This window comes from Streptomyces sp. NPDC126503 (genome assembly GCF_040302405.1).
GTDB lineage: Bacteria > Actinomycetota > Actinomycetes > Streptomycetales > Streptomycetaceae > Streptomyces > Streptomyces gulbargensis.
The window spans coordinates 61,907-84,972 of sequence record NZ_JBEORS010000018.1 but is presented as its reverse complement, the minus strand read 5'-3'; the positions used below and the strand labels follow the sequence as shown (position 1 = coordinate 84,972).

Genomic DNA, 23,066 nt, shown 5'->3' with positions numbered 1-23,066 from the left:
CGTTACGCTCCTGGTCCATGAGCGCTTCCGAGCAGGGCACCCCGGCGGCCGAGGCCCCGGAGGACGGGGACCGGGGCCGGGATCAGGACCACGAGCAGGGCCGGGACCAGGTCCAGGGCGACGAGCAGGACCACGAGCAGGACCGGGACCGGGACGACGACCAGGACCGGGACGGCGGAGCGGCCGGTGCGGCCGGCGGGCTCACCCCCAAGCAGGCCCGGCGGCTGCGGGTCGCCGCCGCCTCCGTCCTGCTCGTCGCGATGGCCGTCGTCCTGGTGGTCCGGCTGGCGAGCCGCACCTCCGTCCTGGTCGTCGGCGTGTACGGCCTGGCGATGATCCTCTGCGGTGTGGTGATCGAGCTGTCCCGCAACGGGCGTACCCGCCTGGGCACCTGGCTCCTGGTCGGCGGTCTCCTCGCCGCGCTCGCCTTCGACTGGCTGATCCTCCCGTAGGGCGGCGGGGCTACAGGTCGAGCACGAGCCGCCCGCCCGCCGACCGGGAGACGCAGATCAGCATCGAGTCCTTCCGTTCCGCGTCGGTGAGCAGCTCGTCCCGGTGGTCGACCTCGCCCGCGAGGACCCGCTGCCGGCAGCTGCCGCAGAAGCCCTGCCGGCAGGAGTACGCCACGTCCGCCAGCTCCTCCCGTACGGCCGCCAGGACCGACCGGTCCGCCGGTACGGTCACCGTCCGGCCCGTGCGCCGCAGTTCGACCTCGAAGGCGCTGCCGCCGGCCGGCGCGGAGGCCGTGAAGCGCTCCAGGCGCGGTTCCCGGCCCTCCGGCATCGCCGCCGCCACGGCCGCCATCAGCCCGTCGGGCCCGCAGCAGTACACGGCCGTCTCCGGGGGCAGCTGCGCGAGGAACGCGAGGTCGGGGCGGCCCGACTCGTCCTCGGCCGCCACCGTCACCCGGTCGCCGCCGAGCCGTTCCACCTCCGCCAGGTACGGCATGGTGGCCCGGCTCCGGCCGCCGTACACCAGCCGCCAGTCCGCCCCGGCCGCCTCGGCGGCGCGCGCCATCGGCAGGACCGGGGTGATGCCGATGCCGCCGGCGACGAAGACGTACGAGGGCGCGGCGGCGAGCGCGAAGCGGTTGCGGGGACCCCGGATCTCGACCTCCACCCCCGGGTGGAGCTGCTCGTGCACCTCGCGGGAGCCGCCCCGGCCGCCCTGCCCCTCCTCGACGAGCCGGGTCGCGATCGTGTACGCGCCGCTGTCGGCCGGGTCGCCGCAGAGCGAGTACTGCCGGACGAGCCCGGAGGGCAGCACCAGGTCGACGTGGGCACCCGGTTGCCAGGAGGGCAGCCGCTCGCCTTCGAGACGGAGCTCCACGACCCCCTCGGCGGGCGTGGAGCGGCCGGTGACCAGGACGCGCCGGGGGACGGTGGCGCCGCGCCCGTACCCGGACACCGGCTCGTCGAGGGCCGGCATCGGCCACAGCGGGGCGGTGCCCATCCGGCGGCGCACCGCGCGGCGGACCAGCAGCGCGGCCCCGGCGGCCAGGGCGACGGTGGTGAACCGGGGCATCAGCGGCCTCCGTTGGCGCCGGGGGAGGAGGCGAGGTAGGCGAGGGCCTGCGCGGTGTCGCCCTCCTGGGACGGGTGGTAGGAGCGGCTGAGGTACCGGGGGATCGAGCGCAGCATGGCCGGGGTGGAGGGCAGCACGCCCTCGCGGCCCCGGCGGACGAAGTCCGCGAAGGAGGCCTTGGGATCGAGCAGGCTCGGATCGTTCTCCAGGAAGAAGCGGACCCCGCGCTGCCAGAGGAAGACGAGCGCGGAGAAGGCCAGCGCCCAGGTGCGGGCGCGGCGCCGGTAACCGCCGTCCAGGTGGAGGAAGAGCTCGAAGGCGACCGCGCGGTGCTCGACCTCCTCCGCGCCGTGCCAGCGCAGCAGGTCCAGCATCATCGGGTCGGCGCCGCGCCGGTCCAGCTCGTCGGCGTTGAGGACCCAGTCGCCGAGGAAGGCCGTGTAGTGCTCGATGGCGGCGATGAGGGCGACCCGCTCCTTCAGCCACCAGCGGCGCGGCCGGCCGGGCGGCAGCGTGCGGTCGCCGAGGAGCTTCTCGAAGAACCAGTCCACCTGCGCGGTGTAGGGGGTGGGGTCGAGGCCCAGCTCCCGCAGGTGGGGGAGGACGTCGTCGTGGGCCTGGGAGTGCACCGCCTCCTGCCCGATGAAGCCGATGACGTCCTCGCGGAGCCGGTCGTCGGTGATGTACGGCAGCGCCTGCTTGTACACGTGCACGAACCACCGCTCCCCGGCCGGGAGCAGCAGGTGCAGCACGTTGATGGTGTGGGTGGTGAAGGGGTCGCCGGGGACCCAGTGCAGCGGGGTCTCCCGCCAGTCGAAGGCGACCTTGCGGGCCTTGAGTTCGACGTGTTCCGACGCCACCGGTGCGGGCTGCGTATTAGACATGGCGTCAATGTACTGAGCGGTAGACGGGCGGCCAAGGGGCGTGCGGGCGCTTTTTGCCCCCGCCCGCCGCCGCCCGCCCGGGCTGCTCCCCCTGCCCGGCCGGGGTCCGGCCGACGCCCCGCCCTCACCGCAACGCCGTCACCCGCGTCCCGTCCCGCAGCGTGCCCGTCACCTCCGCCCGGCTGCCCTGTGCGGCGGGCACGGCGAGGAGGTGCCCCTCCGCGTGCCCCCGGACCCCGCCCGAGAGGTCCAGCGAGGCGACGTCCTCCGTGCCCGCCGCCAGCACGTGCCAGGCCCCGCTCGGGGCGCGCCACAGGACGCCGGCCAGCACGCGCGGGTCCCGCACGCCGCAGGCCGGGGAACCGTCGGAGCGCGCCACGGTCACGGCCGGCGCCCCGGACGGCTTCGTCCCGGCGGGCAGCGGGGGCGCGAACTGGGCCAGGACCCGGCTGCCCGTACCCCGCCACGTCTCCGCCCGGGCGCACACCCAGGACGCCCGCCCCGCCCCCTCCGGCAGCGGCTGCCGGGCGAACCGCCAGGCCTGCACCGACCGCACCCCGTGCCCCCGGACCGCCGCCAGGGCGCAGGCCGTCCGCGCCCACTCCCGCCGCGCCTCCGCCCCCGTCGCGTCCACCGGCGCGGCCGGCGGACCCCACAGGAGCCGGGCCGGCGCCACCTCGCCCAGGTCCGTGAGGAGCCGCCGTCCCGAACCGTCCCCCACCTGAAGGGCGTTCCAGCGGACGCACTCCCGGGCCCGCGCCGGACTCGGCATCGGCTCGGTCACCCCGGACGCGTCCCGCGCGAGCGGCCACGGCTCCTTCGCGGGCATCAGCAGGTCCCGTACCGCCGTCTCCCGCACCCACGGCGCCGTCAGATAGCGGACGTTCTCCGCCGTGCGGGAGACGACCAGCGCCGCCGCGCCGACCGCGTCCGCCGCGTCCGTCCGCGCGAAGTCCAGCGCGGCGCCCGCCGTCCCCTCCACCGGCTCCGCGTACCGCACCACCCGCAACCCGTCGTGGAACAGCACCACCCTGACCCCGTCCAGCACCCCCGCGAACAGCAGCTGCGGCGGCCCCATCGGCGGCCCCACCGGCGTGCCCGGCGTCGCCGCGGAACGGACCGCGCCGCTCGGCCGCGCCCACACGGCAAGGGCCCGCCGCAGCAGCGCCCGGTCCCCGGCCAGCGCGCCCCGCGCGGGCCACACCGAGAAGTCCCGCCGGGTGGATCCCTCCCAGAGCGCCGCCGGGACCCGCTTCACCTGCCCCGGGTCGAGCGCCGCCTCCGCCGCCGGGTGGCGGGCGTACGACGGCGCGGCGGCCCCGTTCCTGCCCCAGCCGTCCCCCGGCAGCCCCAGCATCGTCCCGCACACCACCAGCGCCGCCGCCGCGACCAGCGCCGCCCGCCCGTGCCGGCGGCGCCGCATCAGGTCCGTCGGCCGGGCCTGGAGCGAACACGGGTCGAACTCGGGGGACTCCAGGAGCGCCGCCCCGCCGGCCCGGTCCGCCGCCCCCGCCTTCCCGGCCACCGCCGCGCCCACCCCGTCCGCCTCCGCGAGCGCCGCCGCCGGGTCCGCCACGCCCGCCGCGGCCAGCACCCGCAGCACCTCCGCGTCACCCTGCCGCTCCAGACCGCGCAGCACGTACGCGGCCCGCCCCGGCCCGGACAGCGCCGACAGAAGCTGGTCCAGGGCGAGTTCGTCCGCGCCGCCCACCCGGGGGAAGAGGCGGAGCCCCCACACCTGCGGCAGCAGCGGCGGGAACTGCGCCCGGCGCGGCAGGGCCCACCGCCGCAGCGGCAGTCCGGCCACCAGCGCCTGCCGCAGCACCTCCCCCCGTACGTACGCGTACCCGGGATCGACCGCGTCCTCCGGGCGCCGGGGACCCGGCACCGCCGCCCCCGGCACGCGCCGGCGCGGCAACGCGCGCTGGACGAGCGCGTGCGCCGTCAGCACCCGGCGGTTGCGTCCCAGCGTCGGCGGCAGGACCAGATAGGCGATGCGCACGAGGCGCGGATAGCGCTCCACGAGCGCGGCCTCGGCCTGCTCGACGTCGACGGGGCCGATGGACGAGGGGGCGACATCCTGGATGCTCACATTCAGCAGAACGAGCGATTCTTGCGATGGTCACCTTGGGGGCGGCGGCCGCCCCGGAGCCCCGCCCGCCGTCCGGCCGCCCCTCAGGCGGCGTGGACCGTGAGCCGCTCCCGGATCAGCTCCGTCACCTCGTCCGGCACGCCGAGCCCGTCCCGTACGTACGCCTCCATCGACCCGTGCCGCACCGCCACCTCGTCCAGCGCCGCGTCCAGGTACTCCGGCAGCACCCCGATCAGCTCCAGGGCCAGCTCGGGATCGCCGCCCTGGGCGATGAACCCCTCGATCATCGGCGCGAACGCCTGCCGCACCGCCGTGTTCACGGCCAGGTACTCGCCCCGGACCGTCTCCTCGTCCGCGCCGAGCAGCGACAGGAGCACCACCGCCGCCCACCCCGTGCGGTCCTTGCCCGCCGTGCAGTGGAACAGCAGCGGCCCGGCGCCGGGCCGGCCCAGCTCGCCCAGGAGCGCGCGGTACGAGGCCCGCGCCGACGCCCCCGACACGAAGGTCCGGTAGGTGCGCGCGAAGGCCTCGCGCGCCCGTCCCCCGCCCGGGTGCTCCTCGGCGAGGGCCGGATCGGTGAGCAGCTCCTTGAGCCGCGCGGCGGGCGGCAGGCCACTGGTGGCCAGCCGGTCCGCCAGCACGTCCGCGACGAGCAGCCGCGCCCCCTCGGGCAGGCGGTCGGGCCGCTCGGCCCGCTCCGCGTCCGTCCGGAAGTCCACGACGGTACGGATCCCCAGCGCGGCCACCACCGGCTCCGCCGCGTCCAGCCGGTCGAGCTGCGCCGAGCGGAGGACGAGCCCGGGACGGACGCTGCGGCCCGGGCCGAGCGGCAGGCCGCCGAGATCACGGAGGTTGGCGACGGAGACGGCGGGAAGGGCGGGCATGGCGTCGGCTCCTCGGGACGGTGCGTACGGACGCTCTTGCGCCGACCGTAGTGGATGGGGCGGGTCGGGGCAGGTCAGCGGTACCGGCCGGTGGCGGCCCGGTCCTTCCCCCGGGGCGGGGCCGTGGGGGAGGGCGTTCCTGGGGAGGCGGTCTTCTGGGGCCGGCGGCCGGGTGACACCATGGCGGGCGATGACGGATGTCCGGTCGCCGCTGCGCGCCCTGCGAGCCGCGCTCTTCGCGGTGGTGTGCGTGGCACTGTCCGCGGTGGGGCATTCGTCCATGTCTGCCCACCCGCTGCCGCCGCTCGCCCTGCTCGCCGCCTTCGCGGTGACCGCGGGCGCCGCCTGGGCCGGGGCGGGCCGCCGCCGGGGCCCGGCGGCGATCGCCGGAGCGCTGCTCGTCCTGCAGGGCGCGCTGCACCTGACCTTCTCGGCCATGGGCGGCCACGCGCCGGTCCCGGCCGCCACCCCGGCCACCCACGGCGCGCACGGTCACGGTCACGGGCACGGCGGGCGGACCGTCACGGACGTGGCGGGCGCCGTCCCCGAGGCCGCGGCCGGCTCCGGCATGCTCGCCGCCCACCTCCTCGCCGCGCTCCTCTGCGGCCTCTGGCTCGCCCGGGGCGAGGCCGCCCTCTTCACCGTCGCCCGCGCCGCCCTCGCGTCCGCCTTCACCCCGCTGCGCCCGCCGCTCGCCCCCGTCCCGGTGCCGGACGCCCCGCGCGGGCCGGTGCGCCGGACCCGGCGCGACGCCCGCGAGCCGCACTCCGTCCGTCTCGCCCACAGCCTCTCGCGGCGCGGCCCGCCCCGGCCGCCGGCACCCCGCACCACGGCCCTCGGAGCACGCACGGCACACGTCTGACCGGGGGTCGCCCACCCCTGCCGGCGCACACGCCGGCGCAGACCACCGCACGCGTCGTACGCCGACGCGCGCCCGTTTCCAAGGACCGTCATGACCCTCGACGACCTCGCGCGCCCGGAAACCCCCGGCACGCCACCCCCGGCGGACCCGCGCCCCGCCGGCGGATCCACCGGTCCGGCCGCCGCCGGTCCCGCCACCCGGCCCGGCACCTGGGCCGCCCTGCGCCCCCTCGTCCTGCGCGTCCACTTCTACGCGGGCGTCCTCGTCGCCCCCTTCCTCCTCGTCGCCGCCGTGAGCGGCCTCCTCTACGCCCTCTCCTTCCAGGCCGAGAAGGTGGTGTACGCCCACGAACTGGAGGTCCCCGTCGGCGACACCGTCCTGCCGCTCGCACAGCAGGTGCGCCTCGCCCGCGAGGCCAACCCGAACGGCACCGTCACCGCCGTCCGCCCCGGCGCCGAACCCGGCGCGACCACCCGCGTCCTGATGGCCGACCCCGACGTCCCGGAGGGCACCTCGCTCGCCGTCTTCGTGGACCCGTACACCGGTGACATCCGCGGACAGCTCCCCAGCTACGGCAGCTCCGGCGCGCTCCCGCTGCGCACCTGGATCGACGGCCTCCACCGCGATCTGCACCTGGGGGACCTCGGCCGGAACTACAGCGAGCTCGCCGCGAGCTGGCTGTGGGTGGTCGTCCTCGGCGGCCTGTTCCTCTGGTTCGGCCGGCGCCGGGCGAAGCGCCGCACCCTGGTCCTGCCCGAGAGCGGGCCGAGGTCCCGCCGCCGCACCCTCTCCTGGCACGGCTCGGTCGGCCTGTGGGCCGCCCTCGGCCTGCTCCTGCTCTCCGCCACCGGCCTGACCTGGTCGCGGTACGCGGGGGAGAACATCGGCACCGTCCAGGACCGTCTCGGCGGCGCCACGCCCACCCTCGCGGCGGAGCTCACGCCCGCCCGGGGCGCCGGCGGTGCCACCGGCCACGAGGGGCACGAGGGCCACGAGGGCCGCGGCACGGGCGGGGAGGGGCAGGCCCCGGCCACGGACATCGGCATCGACCGGGCGGTCGCCGCGGCCCGCGCCGCCGGCATCGACAGCCCCTCGATATCGGTCGCCCCGCCGGCGGACGGCAAGGGGTACGTCGTCAAGGAGACCGACACGCAGTTCCCGGTCGAGCTGGACGCCGTGGCCCTGGACCCGGCCGACGGCACGGTCGTCGACCGCCTCCGCTTCACCGACTACCCGCTGCTCGCCCAGCTGACCCGGATCGGCATCGACGCCCACACCGGGGTCTTCCTCGGCCTGTTCAACCAACTGGCCCTGGCCGCCCTCGCGCTGGCCCTCGTCCTGCTCATCCTGTGGGGCTATCGCATGTGGTGGCTGCGCCGCCCGGGCCGCCCGGTCGCGCGCGGCACCTGGCGGCGGATCCCGGTCACCCTGCTGCTGCCCTGCGCGGCGGCCACCGCCCTGGTGGCCTGGTTCGTCCCGCTGCTCGGCGTCAGCCTGCTGCTGTTCCTCGCCGTCGACCTCGGCCTCGCCCTGAAGGCGAGGCTGAGGTCCCGGTACCGGGCCCGGCGAACGGCCTGATCAGGGCACGTACTTGTAGCCGACCCGCCGTACGGTCTGGATCGTACGGCGGTGCTCGGCGCCCAGCTTGCGGCGCAGCCGCGCCACGTGGACGTCGACGGTACGGCCGTCGCCGACGTGCCCGTATCCCCACACCGTCGTGACCAGCCGGTCCCGGCTGTGCACCCGGTGGGGGTGCGCGACCAGGTGGGCGAGCAGCTCGAACTCCAGGTACGTGAGGTCGAGCGCCCGCCCGTCCACGACGGCGATCCGCCGCTCGCCGTCGATGACGACGGGGCCCGTCGCCTCCGCGGCCACCGGCGCGGCCGGCGACGGCCCGGGCTGCGGCCGGGTGGCGTACGTCTGCTGGGACGGGAAGCCGCCCTGGACGGGGGGCTGTTCGTCGGCGGGGACGAGGACGAGGTAGCCGACCATCGGCGGGCGACCGGGCAGCACCGGCAGCGCGTGCGGCGGCGCCGGCAGCAACTGGGCGCCGGGCGGCAGGAAGTCGGCGACCCGGGCGAGTCCCGCGGCCTCGCTCGGGTCGACGGCCCGCAGCCGGTGCCGGCCGGGCCGGACCCCGGCGGACAGCGGGGAACCGGACAGGGGAGCGGCGGTCAGGGAGGAGGCGACGGGCACGCGGGCAGGGGCGGTCGGGGTGGGGACCATGGAAGTCTCAGCTCTTTCGCGCGAAATGACGGACGGTCAGACGTCGTACGTGTCATGCGCGGCGGCCGAAGGCCGGAGGATCGGACCGTTTGCCGATCGGAGGCTTTAGAGGGCCGGCGCGTTCGTCGCGCGGCAACACACCCGGTCGAAATCGTGGTGCTGGCGGGAAGGCCAGAACGGCTGGAGGTCGTCGCGACCCGTCGCGGTGTCGTTCTTCGTGGCGGCCATATCCCTACTCTACTACTGGGGAACCGGATCGGTCCCGTACCGTCCGCAGAGCAAGACGCCCCGGGCCACGCGGCGGACACACGACCGCAACGGACCGGCCACGTCCGCCGCCGTACGGCCCCGCCCATGACGAGAGGGCGCCCGCCGTCACGTACGGCGGACGCCCTCTCCCTGTCGGGCGGGTGCGGATCAGACCTGGCCGGCCTTCTCCAGGGCCTCGCAGCAGGTGTCCACCATGAGGCGGGTCACCACGTACGGGTCCACGTTCGCGTTCGGGCGGCGGTCCTCGATGTAGCCCTTGCCGTCCTGCTCGACCTGCCACGGGATGCGGACCGAGGCGCCGCGGTCCGAGACGCCGTAGGAGTACTGGTCCCACGGAGCGGTCTCGTGCAGGCCCGTCAGACGGTCGTCGATGCCCGCGCCGTAGTTCTTGACGTGGTCGAGCGGCTTCGAGCCCTCACCGAGCGCCTCGCAGGCGGTGATGATCGCGTCGTAGCCCTCGCGCATGGCCTTGGTGGAGAAGTTGGTGTGCGCGCCCGCGCCGTTCCAGTCGCCCTTCACCGGCTTCGGGTCGAGCGTCGCGGCCACGTTGAAGTCCTCGGCCGTGCGGTAGAGCAGCCAGCGGGCCACCCACAGCTGGTCGGCGACCTCCAGCGGCGCGAGCGGGCCGACCTGGAACTCCCACTGGCCGGGCATGACCTCGGCGTTGATGCCGGAGATGCCGAGTCCGGCCTTCAGGCAGTTCTCCAGGTGCGCCTCGACGACCGGACGGCCGTGGATCTCGTCCACGCCGACGCCGCAGTAGTAGCCGCCCTGCGGGGCCGGGAAGCCGTTGACCGGGAAGCCGAGCGGACGGGTGCCCTCGAAGAACGTGTACTCCTGCTCGATGCCGAAGATCGGCTCCTGCGCGGCGTAACGGGCGTACGTCTCCGCCAGCGCGGCGCGCGTGTTGGAGGAGTGCGGCGTCATGTCCGTGTTGAGGACCTCGCACAGCACCAGGATGTCGGCGCCGCCGCGGATCGGGTCCGGGCAGGAGAAGACCGGCTTGAGCACGCGGTCCGAGGCGTGGCCCTCGGCCTGGTTCGTGCTGGAACCGTCGAAGCCCCAGATCGGCAGCTCCTCCAGGGCGAGACCCTCACCGGCGATGATCTTCGTCTTCGAGCGAAGCTTGGCGGTCGGCTCGGTGCCGTCGATCCAGATGTACTCAGCCTTGAAGGTCACGGGTCTCATCCTTTGGCGTGCTGCTGCGGGTTCTCGTACTCGCGGCGGCTCGCTGCGCTGCGAGAAGCTGCGGTCTCGTTCTGCGCGCAGCTTGGCAACACGGGATTTCCCTTCGGTTGCCCGTTTGTGAACCCCGTGTTACTCGACCCTCCCGGCGCCGGGGGCCCCAGGGGCCGCCGCCCGGCCCCCGCGTCCGCTGTCGGCGGGGCACGGCAGACTGGGGGGCATGGCGGACCACCCGGGCGCGAAGCCCCGCATCGGACTCCTCGGCACCGGCCCCTGGGCCGCGCGCACCCACGCCCCGGCGCTCGCCGCGCACGCGGGCGTCACCTTCGCGGGCGTGTGGGGCAGACGCCCCGAGGCCGCCCGCGAGCTCGCCGCCGCCTCCGGCACGCGGGCGTACGAGGACGTGGACGCGCTCCTCGACGCCTGCGACGCCGTCGCGCTCGCCCTCCCGCCGGACGTGCAGGCGCCGCTGGCGGTCCGGGCAGCGCGGGCCGGCCGGCACGTCCTCCTCGACAAGCCGGTCGCCACGACGGTACCGGCCGCCCGAGAGGTCGCCGGGGCGGTGGAGGCCGCGGGGGTGGCGTCGGTCGTCTTCTGCACCCTCCGCTTCGCCGAGCCCACCGCCGGCTGGATCGACGCGCAGGCGCGGGCCGGCGGCTGGTTCCTGGGCGAGGCGCACTGGCTCGGCTCCCTCTACGGCCCGGGGTCCGCCAGTCCGTACGCGGCCTCGCCCTGGCGGCGCACCAAGGGCGGCCTGTGGGACGTGGGCCCGCACGTCCTCTCCGTCCTCCTGCCGGTCCTGGGCGACGTCACCGGCCTCACCGCCGTCCGGGGCCCCGGTGACCTCCACCATCTGGTCCTGCGGCACGCCTCGGGCGCGAGCAGCACCGCCACGCTCACGCTCGGCGCCCCGGCGCAGGCGGCGGGGGCCTCGCTCACCCTGCACGGCACCCGTGGCCGCGCCGAACTGCCCGGCTGGAACGGGGCGGTGGACGCCTTCGGCGCGGCCGTCGACGCCCTCGTCACCTCCGCCCGCACCGGCGTCCCGCACGCCTGCGACGCCCGCTTCGGTCTGCGCCTCACCGAGATCCTGGCCGAGGCGGAGAACACGACCCCCGCCCCCTGACCGGTTCCGCCCGGTGGAAAGGGCTCCCGCCGGGCGGGCCGGACCGGCCTCAGCGGGAGAGGGCGTCCCGTACGGCCTCCTCCGACCGGGCGACCACCGCCGTGCCGTCGTCGGCCGTGATGATCGGCCGCTGGATGAGCTTCGGGTGCGCGGACAGCGCCTCCACCCACCGGTCCCGGTGCTCCGCGTCCCGCGGCCACTCCTTCACCCCGAGCTCCTTGGCGACCGGCTCCTGGGTGCGGGTGATGTCCCACGGTTCGAGCCCGAGCCGGTCCAGGACCTCCCGGATCTCGTCGGGCGTCGGTACGTCCTCCAGGTAGCGCCGCACGGTGTACCGGGCGCCCTCCTCGTCGAGCAGACCGAGCGCGCCACGGCACTTGGAACAGGCGGGATTGATCCAGATCTCCATGGGCGTACGGTACCCCCCCGACCGTCTTCCACCACCCCCCAAACGCCCTCTGGCCAGGGGCGATTGTCAGTGGGGGCCACTAAAATGGGGGGTGAGAGCGAGGGCCCCGGGGAGGGCCCCCGCCCACCGTTCGCCAGGAGGTAGCCCATGGCTCTCGCCGTGATCCGGACACCGTCCCCCGAACCCTGGACGCCCCTTCCGAAGAAGCCGCTTCCCCCGGGCCGCCCCCGCGAGTGGTACGTGACGCACAACCGGCGCCTGAAGGCGATGCGTCTGGCCATCGCCCTGCTGGACTCCGGTGTGTACATCCCGTCGAAGGCGACCGACGCGACCATACGGAACACCGCGCACAGCCTGGGCATCCACCCGCCGTCCGACACCACCTGCCGCATGGTCCGCGCCCTCATCCGCTACGGCCGCTGACCCCGGCGCGGGGCGCCTCCCGCCCCGGACACGGCAAAGGCCGCCACCCCCGACTGCGGGGTGGCGGCCCTCTATGCTTCTGGTGCGCCTCACGGCTTAGAGGTCGAAGTAGAGCTCGAACTCGTGCGGGTGCGGGCGGAGCTGGATCGGGGCGATCTCGTGGGTGCGCTTGTAGTCGATCCAGGTCTCGATGAGGTCGGAGGTGAAGACACCGCCGGCCTGCAGGTACTCGTTGTCCTCCTCCAGGGCCTTGAGGACGGCCTCGAGGTTGGTCGGGACCTGCGGGACGCTCGCGTGCTCCTCGGGAGCCAGCTCGTAGAGGTCCTTGTCGATCGGCTCCATCGGCTCGATCTTGTTCTTGACGCCGTCGAGGCCCGCGAGGAGCAGGGCGGAGAAGGCGAGGTACGGGTTCGAGGACGGGTCCGGCGCGCGGAACTCGACGCGCTTGGCCTTCGGGTTCGAGCCCGTGATCGGGATGCGCATGGCGGCGGAGCGGTTGCGCTGCGAGTAGACCAGGTTGACCGGCGCCTCGAAGCCCGGGACCAGGCGGTGGTAGGAGTTCACCGTCGGGTTGGTGAAGGCGAGCAGCGACGGGGCGTGCTTGAGGATGCCGCCGATGTAGTAGCGGGCGGTGTCCGACAGGCCCGCGTAGCCGGCCTCGTCGTAGAACAGCGGGTCGCCGTTCGACCACAGCGACTGGTGGACGTGCATGCCCGAGCCGTTGTCACCGAAGATCGGCTTCGGCATGAAGGTCGCGGTCTTGCCGTTGCGCCAGGCGACGTTCTTGATGATGTACTTGAACAGCATCAGGTCGTCGGCCGCCGCGAGCAGCGTGTTGAACTTGTAGTTGATCTCCGCCTGGCCGGCGGTGCCCACCTCGTGGTGCTGGCGCTCGACCTGCAGGCCGACCTTCTCCAGCTCCAGGGACATCTCCGAGCGCAGGTCGGCGAAGTGGTCGACCGGCGGGGCCGGGAAGTAGCCGCCCTTGTAGCGGACCTTGTAGCCCCGGTTGTCCTCCTCCTTGCCGGTGTTCCAGGCGCCGGCCTCGGAGTCGATGTGGTAGAAGCCCTGGTTCGCGGAGGTCTCGAAGCGGACCGAGTCGAACACGTAGAACTCGGCCTCGGGGCCGAAGTACGCGGTGTCGGCGATGCCGGTGGAGGCCAGGTACGCCTCCGCCTTCTTCGCGATGTTCCGCGGGTCACGGCTGTACTGCTCGCCCGTGATCGGGTCGTGGATGAAGAAGTTGATGTTGAGCGTCTTGTCCCGGCGGAACGGGTCCAGGCGGGCCGTCGACAGGTCGGCGCGCAGCGCCATGTCGGACTCGTGGATGGCCTGGAATCCGCGGATCGACGAGCCGTCGAAGGCCAGCTCCTCGGACGGGTCGAAGGCGGTCGCCGGGATCGAGAAGTGCTGCATCACGCCGGGCAGGTCGCAGAAGCGGACGTCGACCATCTTGACGTCCTCGTCCTTGATGAACTTTGCGACCTCGTCGGCGTTCTGGAACCCGTGCTTGGACATCCAACTCCTCCTACTCCCGGCCCGGGGAGGGGCGGGGGTTGCAGCTCGGTCGTGCGGCCGGTGCGGTGGCACACGCTCGGTCCCGACCATAGGCAGACGGGATTTCTCCAGCATGACCCATTTGTTTCGTCGAAGTTAACCGGGACGGCTCGTACCCCGCCGTGTCGGGTCCCATCCCCACCCGGGCCGAAGTGATCGAAAAGGGGCGCAGTACCGTGGTCGGGTGGACAACAGGCAAGCACTCGGATCGTGGCTCTCCGGCCCCCGTGCCGCGGCGGAGCAAGCAGGCGTGGACTTCGGGTACCGGGGGCAGCAGCTGGGGCTGCCCGAGGAGGGGCCCGGCTCGATCGCCCGCCCCGGGCGGCGCCTCGGTGCCCTCGCCGTCGACTGGGGCCTGTGCCTTCTGATCGCATACGGTCTGATCACCGACGGCTACAGCCAGGCCACCGGCAACTGGGCGCTCGGCATCCTGCTCGTCATGAGCGTGCTGACCGTCGGCACCATCGGCTCCACCCCCGGCAAGCGGATCTTCGGCCTGCGGGTCGCGTCGGCGCACGGCGGCCGGCTGAGCCTCCCGCGCGTGGCGCTCCGCTCGCTCCTCGTCTGCCTGGCGATTCCGGCCCTCATCTGGGACCGGGACGGACGCGGCCTGCACGACCGCCTCTCCGGCGCCGTCCAGGTCCGCGTCTGAGCGGCGCCGCCGCACACGTACCGCGCACACGGAGAACGGCCCCGGACCACTGAGGTCCGGGGCCGTTCTCCGTCTGTGCTCTCGGGCGCGTCAGCGCATCTTTCCGCCGCGCGGCATCCGCATGCCCTTCGGCATCGGCCCCTTGGGCAGCGGCATGTTGCTCATGAGGTCGCCCATCGCGCGCAGCCGGTCGTTGGCCGCGGTGACCTGCGGGCCGGTGAGCACGCGGGGGAGCTTGAGCATGGTGGTGCGGACCTTCTTCAGGGGGACCTGGCCCTCACCGTCACCGACGATGATGTCGTGCACCGGCACGTCCACCACGATGCGGTTCATCTTCTTCTTCTCGGCCGCCAGCAGGCTCTTGACCCGGTTCGGGTTGCCCTCGGCGACGAGCACGATGCCCGCGCGGCCCACCGCGCGGTGCACCACGTCCTGGCTGCGGTTCATCGCGACGGCCGGGGTGGTGGTCCAGCCCCGTCCGACGTTCTGCAGTACCGCCGCCGCCGCGCCCGGCTGGCCCTCCATCTGCCCGAAGGCGGCGCTCTCCGCGCGCCGCCCGAAGACGATGGCCATCGCCAGGATCGCCAGGACGAAGCCCAGGATGCCCAGGTAGACCGGGTGTCCGATCAGGAAGCCGATACCGAGGAGGACACCGAGAACGACGATGCCCACGCCCGCGACGACGAGTCCGACCTTCGGGTCGGCCTTCCGGGTCATCTGGTACGTGAGGGCGATCTGCTTCAGTCGCCCGGGGTTCGCGGCGTCAGCGCCGCCCGTGTTTGCCTTCCTCGCCATGTCCTGAAGTTTACGTGGCCCGGGACGTCCGGCCCGACACGGCCTCCAGCACGTGCTGGGCCTCCACGCGGTCCTTGGCGCGCCGGCGGTCCTCCAGGACGGAGGTCCAGGCGTTGCGCCGGGCGGTGCGCTGGCCCGCGCCGAGGAGAAGGGACTCCACGGCCTTCAGGGCGTCGGTGACGGACGGGATCGCGGTGACGCGAAGATGCGTCGGTGCGGCCGGCATCTCGGGGTCCTCCCTCGATAGGGGTGAGAGACGTGGCGGGGGGTAGGAGCGGTGGTGGCGGTGCGTGAAACCAGGCTCACTCACTGGTGTTACCAGGGCATGGCCGGGCGGTCAAACACTGATGAAACGCCGATGCGGCCATGCGGCCCAGCCCCCGCAACGGCCGCGCGGCCCGCACGCCCCGCTGAGCTGCGGAGGGCGTACGGGCCGCGTGCGACCGGCCGCGACCGGCCGGTCAGGACGTGTGCGGCGACTCACACGGGCGCCCGGCCGGCCTCGTGCGGCGCTCAAGCGCGCCTCAAGCGGAAGCGGGGCTCCGCCGGGCCCGGCCCCGGGGCTCCGGAGGGGCGGTACGGACCCCACCGGAGCGACCGTAGGGAGACCCCGGCCGGATCGGCCCGGCCCCCGCGGGGGACCGGGCGGGTGTCAGACCGCCTGCGAGGCGTCGACCGCCGTGCCGCGCTTCTCGATCGCCTGCTGGTACAGGCGGCCCGCGCGGTACGAGGAGCGGACCAGCGGGCCCGACATGACACCGGAGAAGCCGATCTCGTCGGCCTCCTCCTTCAGCTCCACGAACTCCTGCGGCTTGACCCAGCGCTCCACGGGGTGGTGCCGGACCGAGGGGCGCAGGTACTGCGTGATGGTGATGAGCTCGCAGCCCGCGTCGTGCAGCTGCTGGAGCGCCTCGCTGATCTCCTCGCGGGTCTCGCCCATGCCGAGGATCAGGTTCGACTTCGTGACCAGACCGTAGTCACGGGCCTTGGTGATGACGTCGAGCGAGCGCTCGTAGCGGAAGCCCGGGCGGATCCGCTTGAAGATCCGCGGCACGGTCTCGACGTTGTGCGCGAAGACCTCGGGGCGGGAGGCGAAGACCTCCTCCAGGAGCTCCGGCACCGCGTTGAAGTCGGGGGCGAGCAGTTCGACCTTGGTACGGCCGTCGGCGCGGCCCGCGGTCTGCTGGTGGATCTGGCGCACGGTCTCCGCGTACAGCCAGGCGCCGCCGTCCTCCAGGTCGTCGCGGGCGACGCCGGTGATCGTGGCGTAGTTCAGGTCCATCGTGACGACGGACTCGCCCACGCGGCGCGGCTCGTCACGGTCGAGGGCCTGCGGCTTGCCGGTGTCGATCTGGCAGAAGTCGCAGCGCCGGGTGCACTGGTCACCGCCGATGAGGAAGGTCGCCTCGCGGTCCTCCCAGCACTCGAAGATGTTGGGACAGCCCGCCTCCTGGCAGACCGTGTGCAGGCCCTCGCTCTTCACGAGCCCCTGCATCTTCGTGTACTCGGGCCCCATCTTCGCCCGGGTCTTGATCCACTCGGGCTTGCGCTCGATGGGGGTCTGGGCGTTCCGGACCTCCAGGCGCAGCATCTTGCGTCCGTCGGGTGCGACTGCGGACACATCGGCTCCTGTAGCTTCGATTCTTCGGCGCACACCAGGGTACGCCCGTTGCTTCTCATGCCTCACCTGTGGCCAACCCATGGCCAAGGCCCTGCATTCCTGAGGCGCCGGTGTGTGTCGGTGCCCCGTCCCCGGGGCGGCGGGCGCCCTGTCGGCGCCCGCCGCCCGCGCTCCGTCAGGCGGAGGCGGTCTCGATCTCGCGCGGCTTGGGGTCCGCGTTCTCCAGCACGTCCCGCAGGTGCCGCTCCACGACCGGGAGGACCTCCTCGACCGTGACGTCGCGGCCCAGCTCGTTGGCGAAGGAGGTCACGCCCGCGTCGCGGATGCCGCACGGGATGATCCGGTCGAACCAGGCGTTGTCCGGGTTCACGTTGAGCGAGAAGCCGTGCATGGTGACGCCCTTGGCGACCCGGATGCCGATCGCCGCGAGCTTGCGGTCCTCGCGGCGCTGGCCGGCGTTGGAGGGGGCGTACTCGGGCCCGTTCAGGCGGGGGTCGAACTCCTCGTCCTGGAGGCGCGGGTCGAAGTCCAGCGACAGGCCGCCGATGCGGGGGCGCTGCTCGACCGGGTCGCCCAGCACCCACACGCCGCTGCGGCCCTCGACCCGGGTGGTCTCCAGGCCGAGGTCGGCGGCGGTACGGATCAGGGCTTCCTCCAGCCGGCGCACGTGCGCGACCACGTCGACCGGGCGGGGCAGCTTCATGATCGGGTAGCCGACCAGCTGGCCCGGCCCGTGCCAGGTGATCTTGCCGCCGCGGTCCACGTCGACCACCGGCGTCCCGTCGAGCGGGCGCTCGCTGTCCAGGGTGCGCCGGCCGGCCGTGTAGACCGGCGGGTGCTCCAGGAGCAGACAGGTGTCGGGGATCTCGTCGGCGAACCGTGCGGCGTGCACCTCGCGCTGCTTGTCCCAGGCCACCTGGTAGTCGACGGCGTCCGCGCCGAAGCCCAGGCGGACGAATCGCAGCTCACTCACGGCCATGCCTCCTCCTGGGTGCCGCGAGCCGGGTTCCGGGGATCGTCCCGGGGTGGGAGCCGGCCCGGCACCCTGCGTTGTACGCGCCCATGCCACTGTACGGCGGAGCCCGGGACGCCCCTCCGGCAGGTGACGGGGGCACCTCCGCGCGCGGCGCGTCAGCAGCGCCTGCCAATCCTCACACGATCGGATGAATGTGGGGCGAAGCTGGCGGTACGGGCCGTGCGGACCGCTAAATTCGCGCCGTTCCTTGAGGGTCCGAACGGGCTGCCACCTGGGCCCGGAAGGCAGGAGACCGCACAGCCGATGACGGAACGACCGCCGCAGCGCATCCCGAACCGCCAGCTCGCCGCGCTCATCGCCGAAGCCGGGTTCTCCCATGCGGGCCTCGCCCGACGCGTCGACCAGCTCGGTCTCGAGCACGGGCTCGACCTGCGGTACGACAAGACCTCCGTGACCCGCTGGCTGCGCGGCCAGCAGCCGCGCGGCACCACTCCCGCCCTCATCGCCGAGGTCTTCACCCGCCGCCTCGGCCGCCGGCTCTCCGCCCAGGACCTCGGCCTCGACGCCTGCGCGCCCGTCTACGCGGGCCTGGAGTTCGCCGCCACCCCCGAGGAGGCCGTCGACATCGTCAGCGGCCTCTGGCGCAAGGACTCCGGCAGCCACGCGGAGCTGCGCAAGATCGCCTTCACCCCGGCGGGCCTGGTCGTGCCCAGCCGGGACTGGCTCATCGGCCGCTCCGACGAGCGGGTGGCCCGCGGCGAGCCGCCGCACGGCCCGCCGGTCCGGGGGACGGCCGCGCGGGACCCGAGGGTCCCGCCCCAGGGCCGCTTCACCGTCCCGCGCCAGCGCGGCACGGACCGGGGCCCCGGCCAGCGGGTCTCCAGCGGCGACATCGCCGCGCTCCGCTCCGTCGGCGAACTCTTCCGCACCCTCGACCACGCCTACGGCGGCGGCCACGCCCGCCAGGCCCTCGTCCGCTACCTGGAGCACGAGGCCGAGCCGATGCTCCGCGGCACCTACGGGGAGGCCACCGGGCGCCGCCTCTTCGCCGCCGCCGCCGACCTCACCCGGCTCGCCGGCTGGACCTCGTACGACATCGCCGCGCACGGGCTCGCCCAGCGGTACTTCGTCCAGGCGCTGCGCCTCGCCCAGGCCGCCGGGGACCGGGCCTACGGCTCGTACGTGCTCCTCACCATGAGCTGCCAGGCCGTCTACCTCGGCCACGGGCGGGAGGCCGTCCAGCTCGCCCGGGTCGCGCAGCAGGGCGTCGGCCCCGCCGCGCCGCCCGTCGTCCAGGCGATGCTCCACGCCGTCGAGGCCCGCGGTCACGCCGTCCTCGGCGAGGCGCGGGCGTGCAGCGCCTCCCTGGCCCGCGCCGAGCGCGCGCTCGACGGGGCCCGGCCCGGCGACGAGGTGCCGTACTGGGCCCGCACCTTCGACGAGGCGCAGCTCGCCGACGAACTCGGGCACTGCCACCGCGACCTCCAGCAGTACCGGCCCGCCGCCCAGCACGCCGAGCGCGCCCTCCAGCTGCGCGCCCCCGGCTTCGCCCGCAGCCGCCTCTTCTGCCGGGTCGTGCTCGCCACCGCCCGGCTCGCCCTCGGCGAGCTGGAGCAGGCCTGCGCGCTGGGCGCCGAGGCGGCCCAGCAGGCCTCGGAGATGCGCTCCGCCCGGGCCCTCGAGTACGTCCGGGACTTCGAGCGCCGCCTGGAGCCGTACCGCGACGCCGCTCCCGTCCGCACCTACCGGGACCGGGTCTCCGCGCTCCTCTGACGCCGCGCCGGCCGGCCCGGCGGGGCGTCAGGCCGCCTCCTCCTCCGCCCTCCCGGCCCCGTCCGGGAGGCGGACACCCAGGTCCGACAGGAGGGCGTCGGCCGCCCGGTGGGCCGAGGCGAGCGTGCCCTGCGGGGTCGCGGTGGCCCGGTGGTCACCGCACACGTACAGCCCCGCGAGCAGCCGCACCGAGCGGCGCACGTCGTGCGGCGGGCGCATCGCCGGGGCCGCGTCCGGGGTGTGGTGCAGGGCCAGCAGCTCCCACTCGTCCGTGGACGTGCCGTACAGCGTCGCCAGGTGCTTGCGCACCCGGCGCTCCGCGTCGTCCGGCGGCGTACCGAGCACCGTCGAGGTGATCAGGGGCCGGCCCGCGGGGGCACGGCTCGGGTCGACCGCGCTCATCACCGCCGTGTGGGCCACCGGCCCGTCCGGGTCGGACTCCAGGAGCAGCGTCGGCTCCTCGGTGGGCGCCACCGGCGCCGTGTGGTGCAGGACGGTGACCGCGTGGAAGTCCGGCACCCGCAGCCCCGGCAGCAGCGCCGCCGCCGTGCGCGCCCCGGTCGCCAGCAGCACCGAGCGGCAGCCGAACACCCCGTGCTCCGCCGTGGCGACCCGGGAGACGGACACGTCCGTGACCCGGACGCCGGTACGGACCGTCCCGGGCGGCAACGCGTCCGCGAGCCGCTCCGGCAGCGCCGCCGACCCGCCCTCCGGCACCGCGAGCCGTCCCCGCGCGAAGGCCCGCAGCGCCAGGTCCGCCTGGCGGCTCGACATGCCGAGGTCCGGGTCGGAGAGGAGCGCGGCGAGCAGGGGCCGCAGTACGCCCTGCACGGTCCGGGCGGGCAGCCGGGCGTTCAGCGCCTCCCGCGCGGTCCGCTCCGGCCGGGCCAGGAGCCGGGGCGGCGGGGTCGTGGCGAGCCGGACCAGGGAGGCGCCGAGCCGCGCCTGGTCGAGCGAGGCGGCCGGATTTCGCGGGGCGCTCGCGAGGGCGCGCGCCACGCTGAACGCTCCCCCCACGCTCCGGTGTCCGCCGCCCCGGCGCGGATGGGGCGCCCCCCACCGCCCGTACCGCCCGTCGCTGTGGACGAGCACCCCGGGCGCGAAGGACCGCAGCGGGAGACCGTCCAGGCCGGGCGTGGCGCGCAGTTCCCCGGGCGAGAGGGTGAGCAGCGGTCCCACCCGGTCGAGCCGGAAGCCGTCGACGGCATCGGTGGCCAGCCGTCCGCCGGCCCGCGGCTCCGCCTCCAGGACGGCGACGGTGAGCCCCGCGCCGGTCAGCCGGCGGGCCGCCGCGAGACCGGCGATCCCGGCCCCCACGACGACGACGTCGACCTCCTCCACGACGTCCCCCCGCTGTGCGCTGTTCGCGGTACTGAGCACGTGCCCCTCCCCAGGTCGCGGCCACCGGTGGGAGGCCTTATGCCCTCAACGGGACTGCGGAATGCCGGAGTTCGCCGTCGTTTCGAGCGGTGGACGCCGGGCGGTGGGCATCGAGCCTAGGCAGCGCTCCCACGGACGACGTCCGCGCGTGCCGGGGTGCGCGGTGCACGGGGGAGCACACGGCGCGTGCCGGGGGAGCTCGGGGCGGGCGGCGCCGGGGCCGGCCCCCGCCGGGGGCCGGTGGATCAGTGCGCGGCTGCCCGGATCGCGTCGTCGATCGACGGGAAGGCGAAGGTGAAGCCGGACTCCGTCAGACGTCCCGGCAGCACCCGCTGACTGCCGAGCACGTCCCCCGCGAAATCCCCGAGGACCAGCTTCAGGGCCGGGGCCGGCACGGTGAGGAGGGCCGGCCGCTTCAGGACGCGGGCCATCGCCGCCGTCACCTCGCGGTTGGTGACCGGGTCCGGGGCGGTGAGGTTCACCGGGCCCGACAGGGACGGGGTGTCGACGAGGTGGCGCAGGGCGGCCACCTCGTCGTGCAGCGAGATGAAGGACCAGTACTGCCGGCCGTCGCCCATCCGCCCGCCGAGACCGGCGCGGAAGACCGGGAACAGCCGTCCCCACGCCCCGCCCTCGCGCGCCACCACCAGGCCCGTCCGGGCGTACGTCACCCGGATGCCGGCCTCCTCCGCGGGGGCCGCCGCGGCCTCCCACTCCACGCACACCGAGGGCAGGAAGCCGCTGCCCGCCGGGGCGCTCTCGTCCACCGCCCGGCTGCCGGTGTCCCCGTACCAGCCGAGCGCCGTCCCGCAGACCAGCACCTCGGGCGGGTCCGCGAGCGAGGCGAGGGCCTGGGAGATCGCCGCCGTGCCGAGGACCCGGCTGTCGCGGATCTCCTTCTTGTACGCCTCGTTCCACCGGCGCTCGCCGACCCCGGCGCCCGCCAGGTGCACCACGGCGTCCACGCCGACGAGGCCGGCGGCGTCCACGTACAGCCGTTTCGGGTCCCACTCCACCTCGTCGGCGGTCCGGGCGGGCCGCCGGACCAGGCGGAGGACGTCGTGGCCGTCGGCGCGCAGGGAGCGCACCAGGGCCGAACCGATGAGGCCGGAGGCGCCGGTGACGGCGACGCGCCTGCGGGCGGCGGACGTGCGGGGAGCGGATCGCTGCATGGGCCCATCCTGCCCCCGCCGCCCGGGTCGTGGCACAGTGACCGGCATGATCACGCAGGAAACGCGGATACGCCCCGCCGTCCACGCGGACGGTGACGCCCTCGGCCGGCTGGACCGGGACACCTGGTCCCCCCTCCACGCGGTGCTGCCCCGGCCCACGGGGCCGTACGCGCCCTTCTTCGACGAGCGGCACCGGCCCGATGACCACCTCGTCGCCGTGCGCGGGGAGGAGATCCTCGGCTACGTGCGGGTGGTGCCGCCGACCCGGCTGCCCACCAACGCCCACGTCCGCCAGATCCAGGGCCTCGCCGTCGCCGACGCGGCCCGAGGGCAGGGCGTGGCGCGGGCGCTGCTGCGGGCGGCCATGGACCGGGCGCGCGCGGAGGGCGCCGTCCGTCTCACCCTCCGGGTCCTCGGGCACAACGCGCCGGCCCGCGCCCTGTACGCCTCCGAGGGCTTCGTGGTGGAGGGTGTGCTGCCGGGGGAGTTCCTGATCGACGGAGTCTCGGTCGACGACGTCCTGATGGGCCGTTCGCTGACCCCTTAGGCGTCCCGTGACCGCCCCAGGAGGCGCGTGCCGTCGGTCAGTTCGCGCAGGCAGCGCACGGCGAGGGCGGCCGGGGAGCCCTCGCCGCGCAGGGGGGCGTCCGTCTCGGCCCAGGTCTCCAGGGCGATCCGGATGGCGTCGGTGGCGGCGGCGGCCGCCAGGCGGACCTCCAGGAGGTCCGCGTCCGGCCCGGCGAGCCCGGCGACGATGTCGCGCAGCCGTTCCTCCGACTCCTGGTTGACCCGGTACCAGACCGCCCGCAGGGCCGGGTCTCCGGCGGAGGCCCGCAGCAGGCCCCGGGTCCAGCGCAGCCCTTCCTCGTCCGCGCCGGTCGCGGGGGTCAGCGACTCGGCGATCGAACGCTCCAGGGCCTCGGGCACGGCGGTGCCGGGCCGGGCCTCCGCGAGCCGTTCGCGCCACCGGTCGGCGCCGACCGACAGGAGCGGGGCGACCGCGTCCTGCTTGGAGCGGAAGTAGCGGTAGAAGGTGCGCAGGGCGACCCCGGCCCGCCCGGCGATGTCCTCGGCCGTGGTCCCGTCGGGGCCGTGCTCGGTGAAGAGTTCGGCGGCGGCGCGGGCGATGTCCAGCTGTGTGGCCGCCTTGCGGCGCTCGGTCAGGGAGGGCTTGGTGCTCACCGTACGAAGCGTACGCCTGCGGGCATCGAGTGTGCACGTTCTGTCATAGTGGCAAAACGTGCCACTCGGGCGT

Annotated in this window: 24 protein-coding genes; 8 read left to right on the top strand and 16 right to left on the bottom strand. The window is 74.8% G+C overall.

The annotated features are described in order from the left end of the window. Positions 1–17 precede the first annotated feature (17 nt). The gene (locus ABTY40_RS22605; protein WP_352061181.1) at positions 18–452 is read left to right on the top strand and encodes a hypothetical protein; all 435 of its coding nucleotides are present in this window, start codon (positions 18–20) and stop codon (positions 450–452) included. A gap of 10 nt (positions 453–462) precedes the next feature. Here ABTY40_RS22605 and ABTY40_RS22600 read toward each other — a convergent pair whose 3' ends face one another. The 4 genes from ABTY40_RS22600 to ABTY40_RS22585 all read right to left on the bottom strand — a co-directional run bounded on the left by ABTY40_RS22600 (position 463) and on the right by ABTY40_RS22585 (position 5,384). Then, a complete protein-coding gene (locus ABTY40_RS22600) occupies positions 463–1,524 on the bottom strand; it encodes a PDR/VanB family oxidoreductase (protein WP_352061180.1) in 1,062 nt (353 codons plus the stop codon). After that, entirely contained in the window at positions 1,524–2,408 is an 885-nt protein-coding gene (locus ABTY40_RS22595) for a metal-dependent hydrolase (RefSeq protein ID WP_352061179.1), read from the bottom strand. The genes ABTY40_RS22600 and ABTY40_RS22595 overlap by 1 nt, the downstream gene beginning before the upstream one ends. 124 nt (positions 2,409–2,532) lie before the next feature. Next, entirely contained in the window at positions 2,533–4,500 is a 1,968-nt protein-coding gene (locus ABTY40_RS22590) for a hypothetical protein (protein WP_352061178.1), read from the bottom strand. Between the two features lie 83 nt (positions 4,501–4,583). Continuing rightward, positions 4,584–5,384 carry a tyrosine-protein phosphatase gene (locus ABTY40_RS22585; RefSeq protein WP_352061177.1) on the bottom strand — a complete coding sequence of 267 codons (801 nt, stop codon included), beginning with the start codon at positions 5,382–5,384 and terminating at the stop codon, positions 4,584–4,586. Between the two features lie 190 nt (positions 5,385–5,574). Between ABTY40_RS22585 and ABTY40_RS22580 the strand changes: the two genes are divergently transcribed. Beyond that, positions 5,575–6,246 (top strand): hypothetical protein, encoded by a 672-nt coding sequence (locus ABTY40_RS22580; RefSeq protein WP_352061176.1) that lies wholly within the window; start codon positions 5,575–5,577, stop codon positions 6,244–6,246. Positions 6,247–6,336: 90 nt separating this feature from the next. Further along, positions 6,337–7,824 (top strand): PepSY-associated TM helix domain-containing protein, encoded by a 1,488-nt coding sequence (locus ABTY40_RS22575; RefSeq protein WP_352061175.1) that lies wholly within the window; start codon positions 6,337–6,339, stop codon positions 7,822–7,824. On the opposite strand, the gene ABTY40_RS22570 is transcribed toward ABTY40_RS22575, so the two are convergent. The 3 genes from ABTY40_RS22570 to glnII all read right to left on the bottom strand — a co-directional run bounded on the left by ABTY40_RS22570 (position 7,825) and on the right by glnII (position 9,921). Continuing rightward, positions 7,825–8,472 (bottom strand): winged helix-turn-helix domain-containing protein, encoded by a 648-nt coding sequence (locus tag ABTY40_RS22570; protein ID WP_352061174.1) that lies wholly within the window; start codon positions 8,470–8,472, stop codon positions 7,825–7,827. Positions 8,473–8,577: 105 nt separating this feature from the next. Next, on the bottom strand, positions 8,578–8,700 hold the full coding sequence (locus ABTY40_RS22565) for a hypothetical protein (protein WP_345285847.1): 123 nt from the start codon (positions 8,698–8,700) through the stop codon (positions 8,578–8,580). 189 nt (positions 8,701–8,889) lie between these two features. Further along, positions 8,890–9,921 carry a glutamine synthetase gene (gene glnII / locus ABTY40_RS22560; RefSeq protein WP_352061173.1) on the bottom strand — a complete coding sequence of 344 codons (1,032 nt, stop codon included), beginning with the start codon at positions 9,919–9,921 and terminating at the stop codon, positions 8,890–8,892. Between the two features lie 226 nt (positions 9,922–10,147). Here glnII and ABTY40_RS22555 point away from each other — a divergent pair, with 226 nt between their 5' ends. Continuing rightward, positions 10,148–11,053, top strand: coding sequence for a Gfo/Idh/MocA family protein (locus ABTY40_RS22555; RefSeq protein ID WP_352061172.1), 906 nt, complete (start codon positions 10,148–10,150; stop codon positions 11,051–11,053). Between the two features lie 49 nt (positions 11,054–11,102). On the opposite strand, the gene ABTY40_RS22550 is transcribed toward ABTY40_RS22555, so the two are convergent. Continuing rightward, complete coding sequence (locus ABTY40_RS22550; RefSeq protein ID WP_352061171.1) at positions 11,103–11,462, bottom strand: ArsC/Spx/MgsR family protein; 360 nt, start codon at positions 11,460–11,462, stop codon at positions 11,103–11,105. Positions 11,463–11,609: 147 nt separating this feature from the next. Here ABTY40_RS22550 and ABTY40_RS22545 point away from each other — a divergent pair, with 147 nt between their 5' ends. After that, the gene (locus ABTY40_RS22545) at positions 11,610–11,885 is read left to right on the top strand and encodes a hypothetical protein (protein WP_345285839.1); all 276 of its coding nucleotides are present in this window, start codon (positions 11,610–11,612) and stop codon (positions 11,883–11,885) included. Positions 11,886–11,981: 96 nt separating this feature from the next. Here ABTY40_RS22545 and glnA read toward each other — a convergent pair whose 3' ends face one another. Further along, on the bottom strand, positions 11,982–13,403 hold the full coding sequence (gene glnA, locus ABTY40_RS22540; RefSeq protein WP_309049672.1) for a type I glutamate--ammonia ligase: 1,422 nt from the start codon (positions 13,401–13,403) through the stop codon (positions 11,982–11,984). Positions 13,404–13,626: 223 nt separating this feature from the next. On the opposite strand from glnA, the gene ABTY40_RS22535 reads away from it, so the two are divergent. Then, complete coding sequence (locus ABTY40_RS22535) at positions 13,627–14,094, top strand: RDD family protein (RefSeq protein WP_352061170.1); 468 nt, start codon at positions 13,627–13,629, stop codon at positions 14,092–14,094. 90 nt (positions 14,095–14,184) lie between these two features. Here ABTY40_RS22535 and ABTY40_RS22530 read toward each other — a convergent pair whose 3' ends face one another. The 4 genes from ABTY40_RS22530 to lipB form a co-directional block, all read right to left on the bottom strand. Then, a complete protein-coding gene (locus ABTY40_RS22530) occupies positions 14,185–14,889 on the bottom strand; it encodes a DUF4191 domain-containing protein (RefSeq protein WP_352061169.1) in 705 nt (234 codons plus the stop codon). A 10-nt stretch (positions 14,890–14,899) separates the two neighbouring features. Then, a complete protein-coding gene (locus ABTY40_RS22525; protein ID WP_309052907.1) occupies positions 14,900–15,115 on the bottom strand; it encodes an SCO2195 family GlnR-regulated protein in 216 nt (71 codons plus the stop codon). Positions 15,116–15,541: 426 nt separating this feature from the next. Then, on the bottom strand, positions 15,542–16,510 hold the full coding sequence (gene lipA / locus ABTY40_RS22520) for a lipoyl synthase (protein WP_309052908.1): 969 nt from the start codon (positions 16,508–16,510) through the stop codon (positions 15,542–15,544). A 175-nt stretch (positions 16,511–16,685) separates the two neighbouring features. Beyond that, on the bottom strand, positions 16,686–17,483 hold the full coding sequence (lipB, locus tag ABTY40_RS22515) for a lipoyl(octanoyl) transferase LipB (RefSeq protein WP_352061168.1): 798 nt from the start codon (positions 17,481–17,483) through the stop codon (positions 16,686–16,688). A gap of 306 nt (positions 17,484–17,789) precedes the next feature. Between lipB and ABTY40_RS22510 the strand changes: the two genes are divergently transcribed. Beyond that, the gene (locus ABTY40_RS22510) at positions 17,790–19,259 is read left to right on the top strand and encodes an NsdA family TPR-like regulatory protein (protein ID WP_352061167.1); all 1,470 of its coding nucleotides are present in this window, start codon (positions 17,790–17,792) and stop codon (positions 19,257–19,259) included. Between the two features lie 27 nt (positions 19,260–19,286). Here ABTY40_RS22510 and ABTY40_RS22505 read toward each other — a convergent pair whose 3' ends face one another. Both ABTY40_RS22505 and ABTY40_RS22500 read right to left on the bottom strand, forming a co-directional pair. Then, positions 19,287–20,639, bottom strand: a complete 1,353-nt coding sequence (locus ABTY40_RS22505; RefSeq protein WP_352061166.1) for an NAD(P)/FAD-dependent oxidoreductase — start codon at positions 20,637–20,639, stop codon at positions 19,287–19,289. A gap of 245 nt (positions 20,640–20,884) precedes the next feature. Beyond that, entirely contained in the window at positions 20,885–21,811 is a 927-nt protein-coding gene (locus ABTY40_RS22500) for a TIGR01777 family oxidoreductase (protein ID WP_352061165.1), read from the bottom strand. 46 nt (positions 21,812–21,857) lie between these two features. On the opposite strand from ABTY40_RS22500, the gene ABTY40_RS22495 reads away from it, so the two are divergent. After that, positions 21,858–22,358 (top strand): GNAT family N-acetyltransferase, encoded by a 501-nt coding sequence (locus tag ABTY40_RS22495; RefSeq protein ID WP_352061164.1) that lies wholly within the window; start codon positions 21,858–21,860, stop codon positions 22,356–22,358. Here the strand turns inward: ABTY40_RS22495 and ABTY40_RS22490 are convergent. Next, entirely contained in the window at positions 22,355–22,993 is a 639-nt protein-coding gene (locus ABTY40_RS22490) for a TetR/AcrR family transcriptional regulator (protein ID WP_352061163.1), read from the bottom strand. The two genes, ABTY40_RS22495 and ABTY40_RS22490, sit on opposite strands and share 4 nt — an antisense overlap. Between the last annotated feature and the right edge of the window lie 73 nt (positions 22,994–23,066).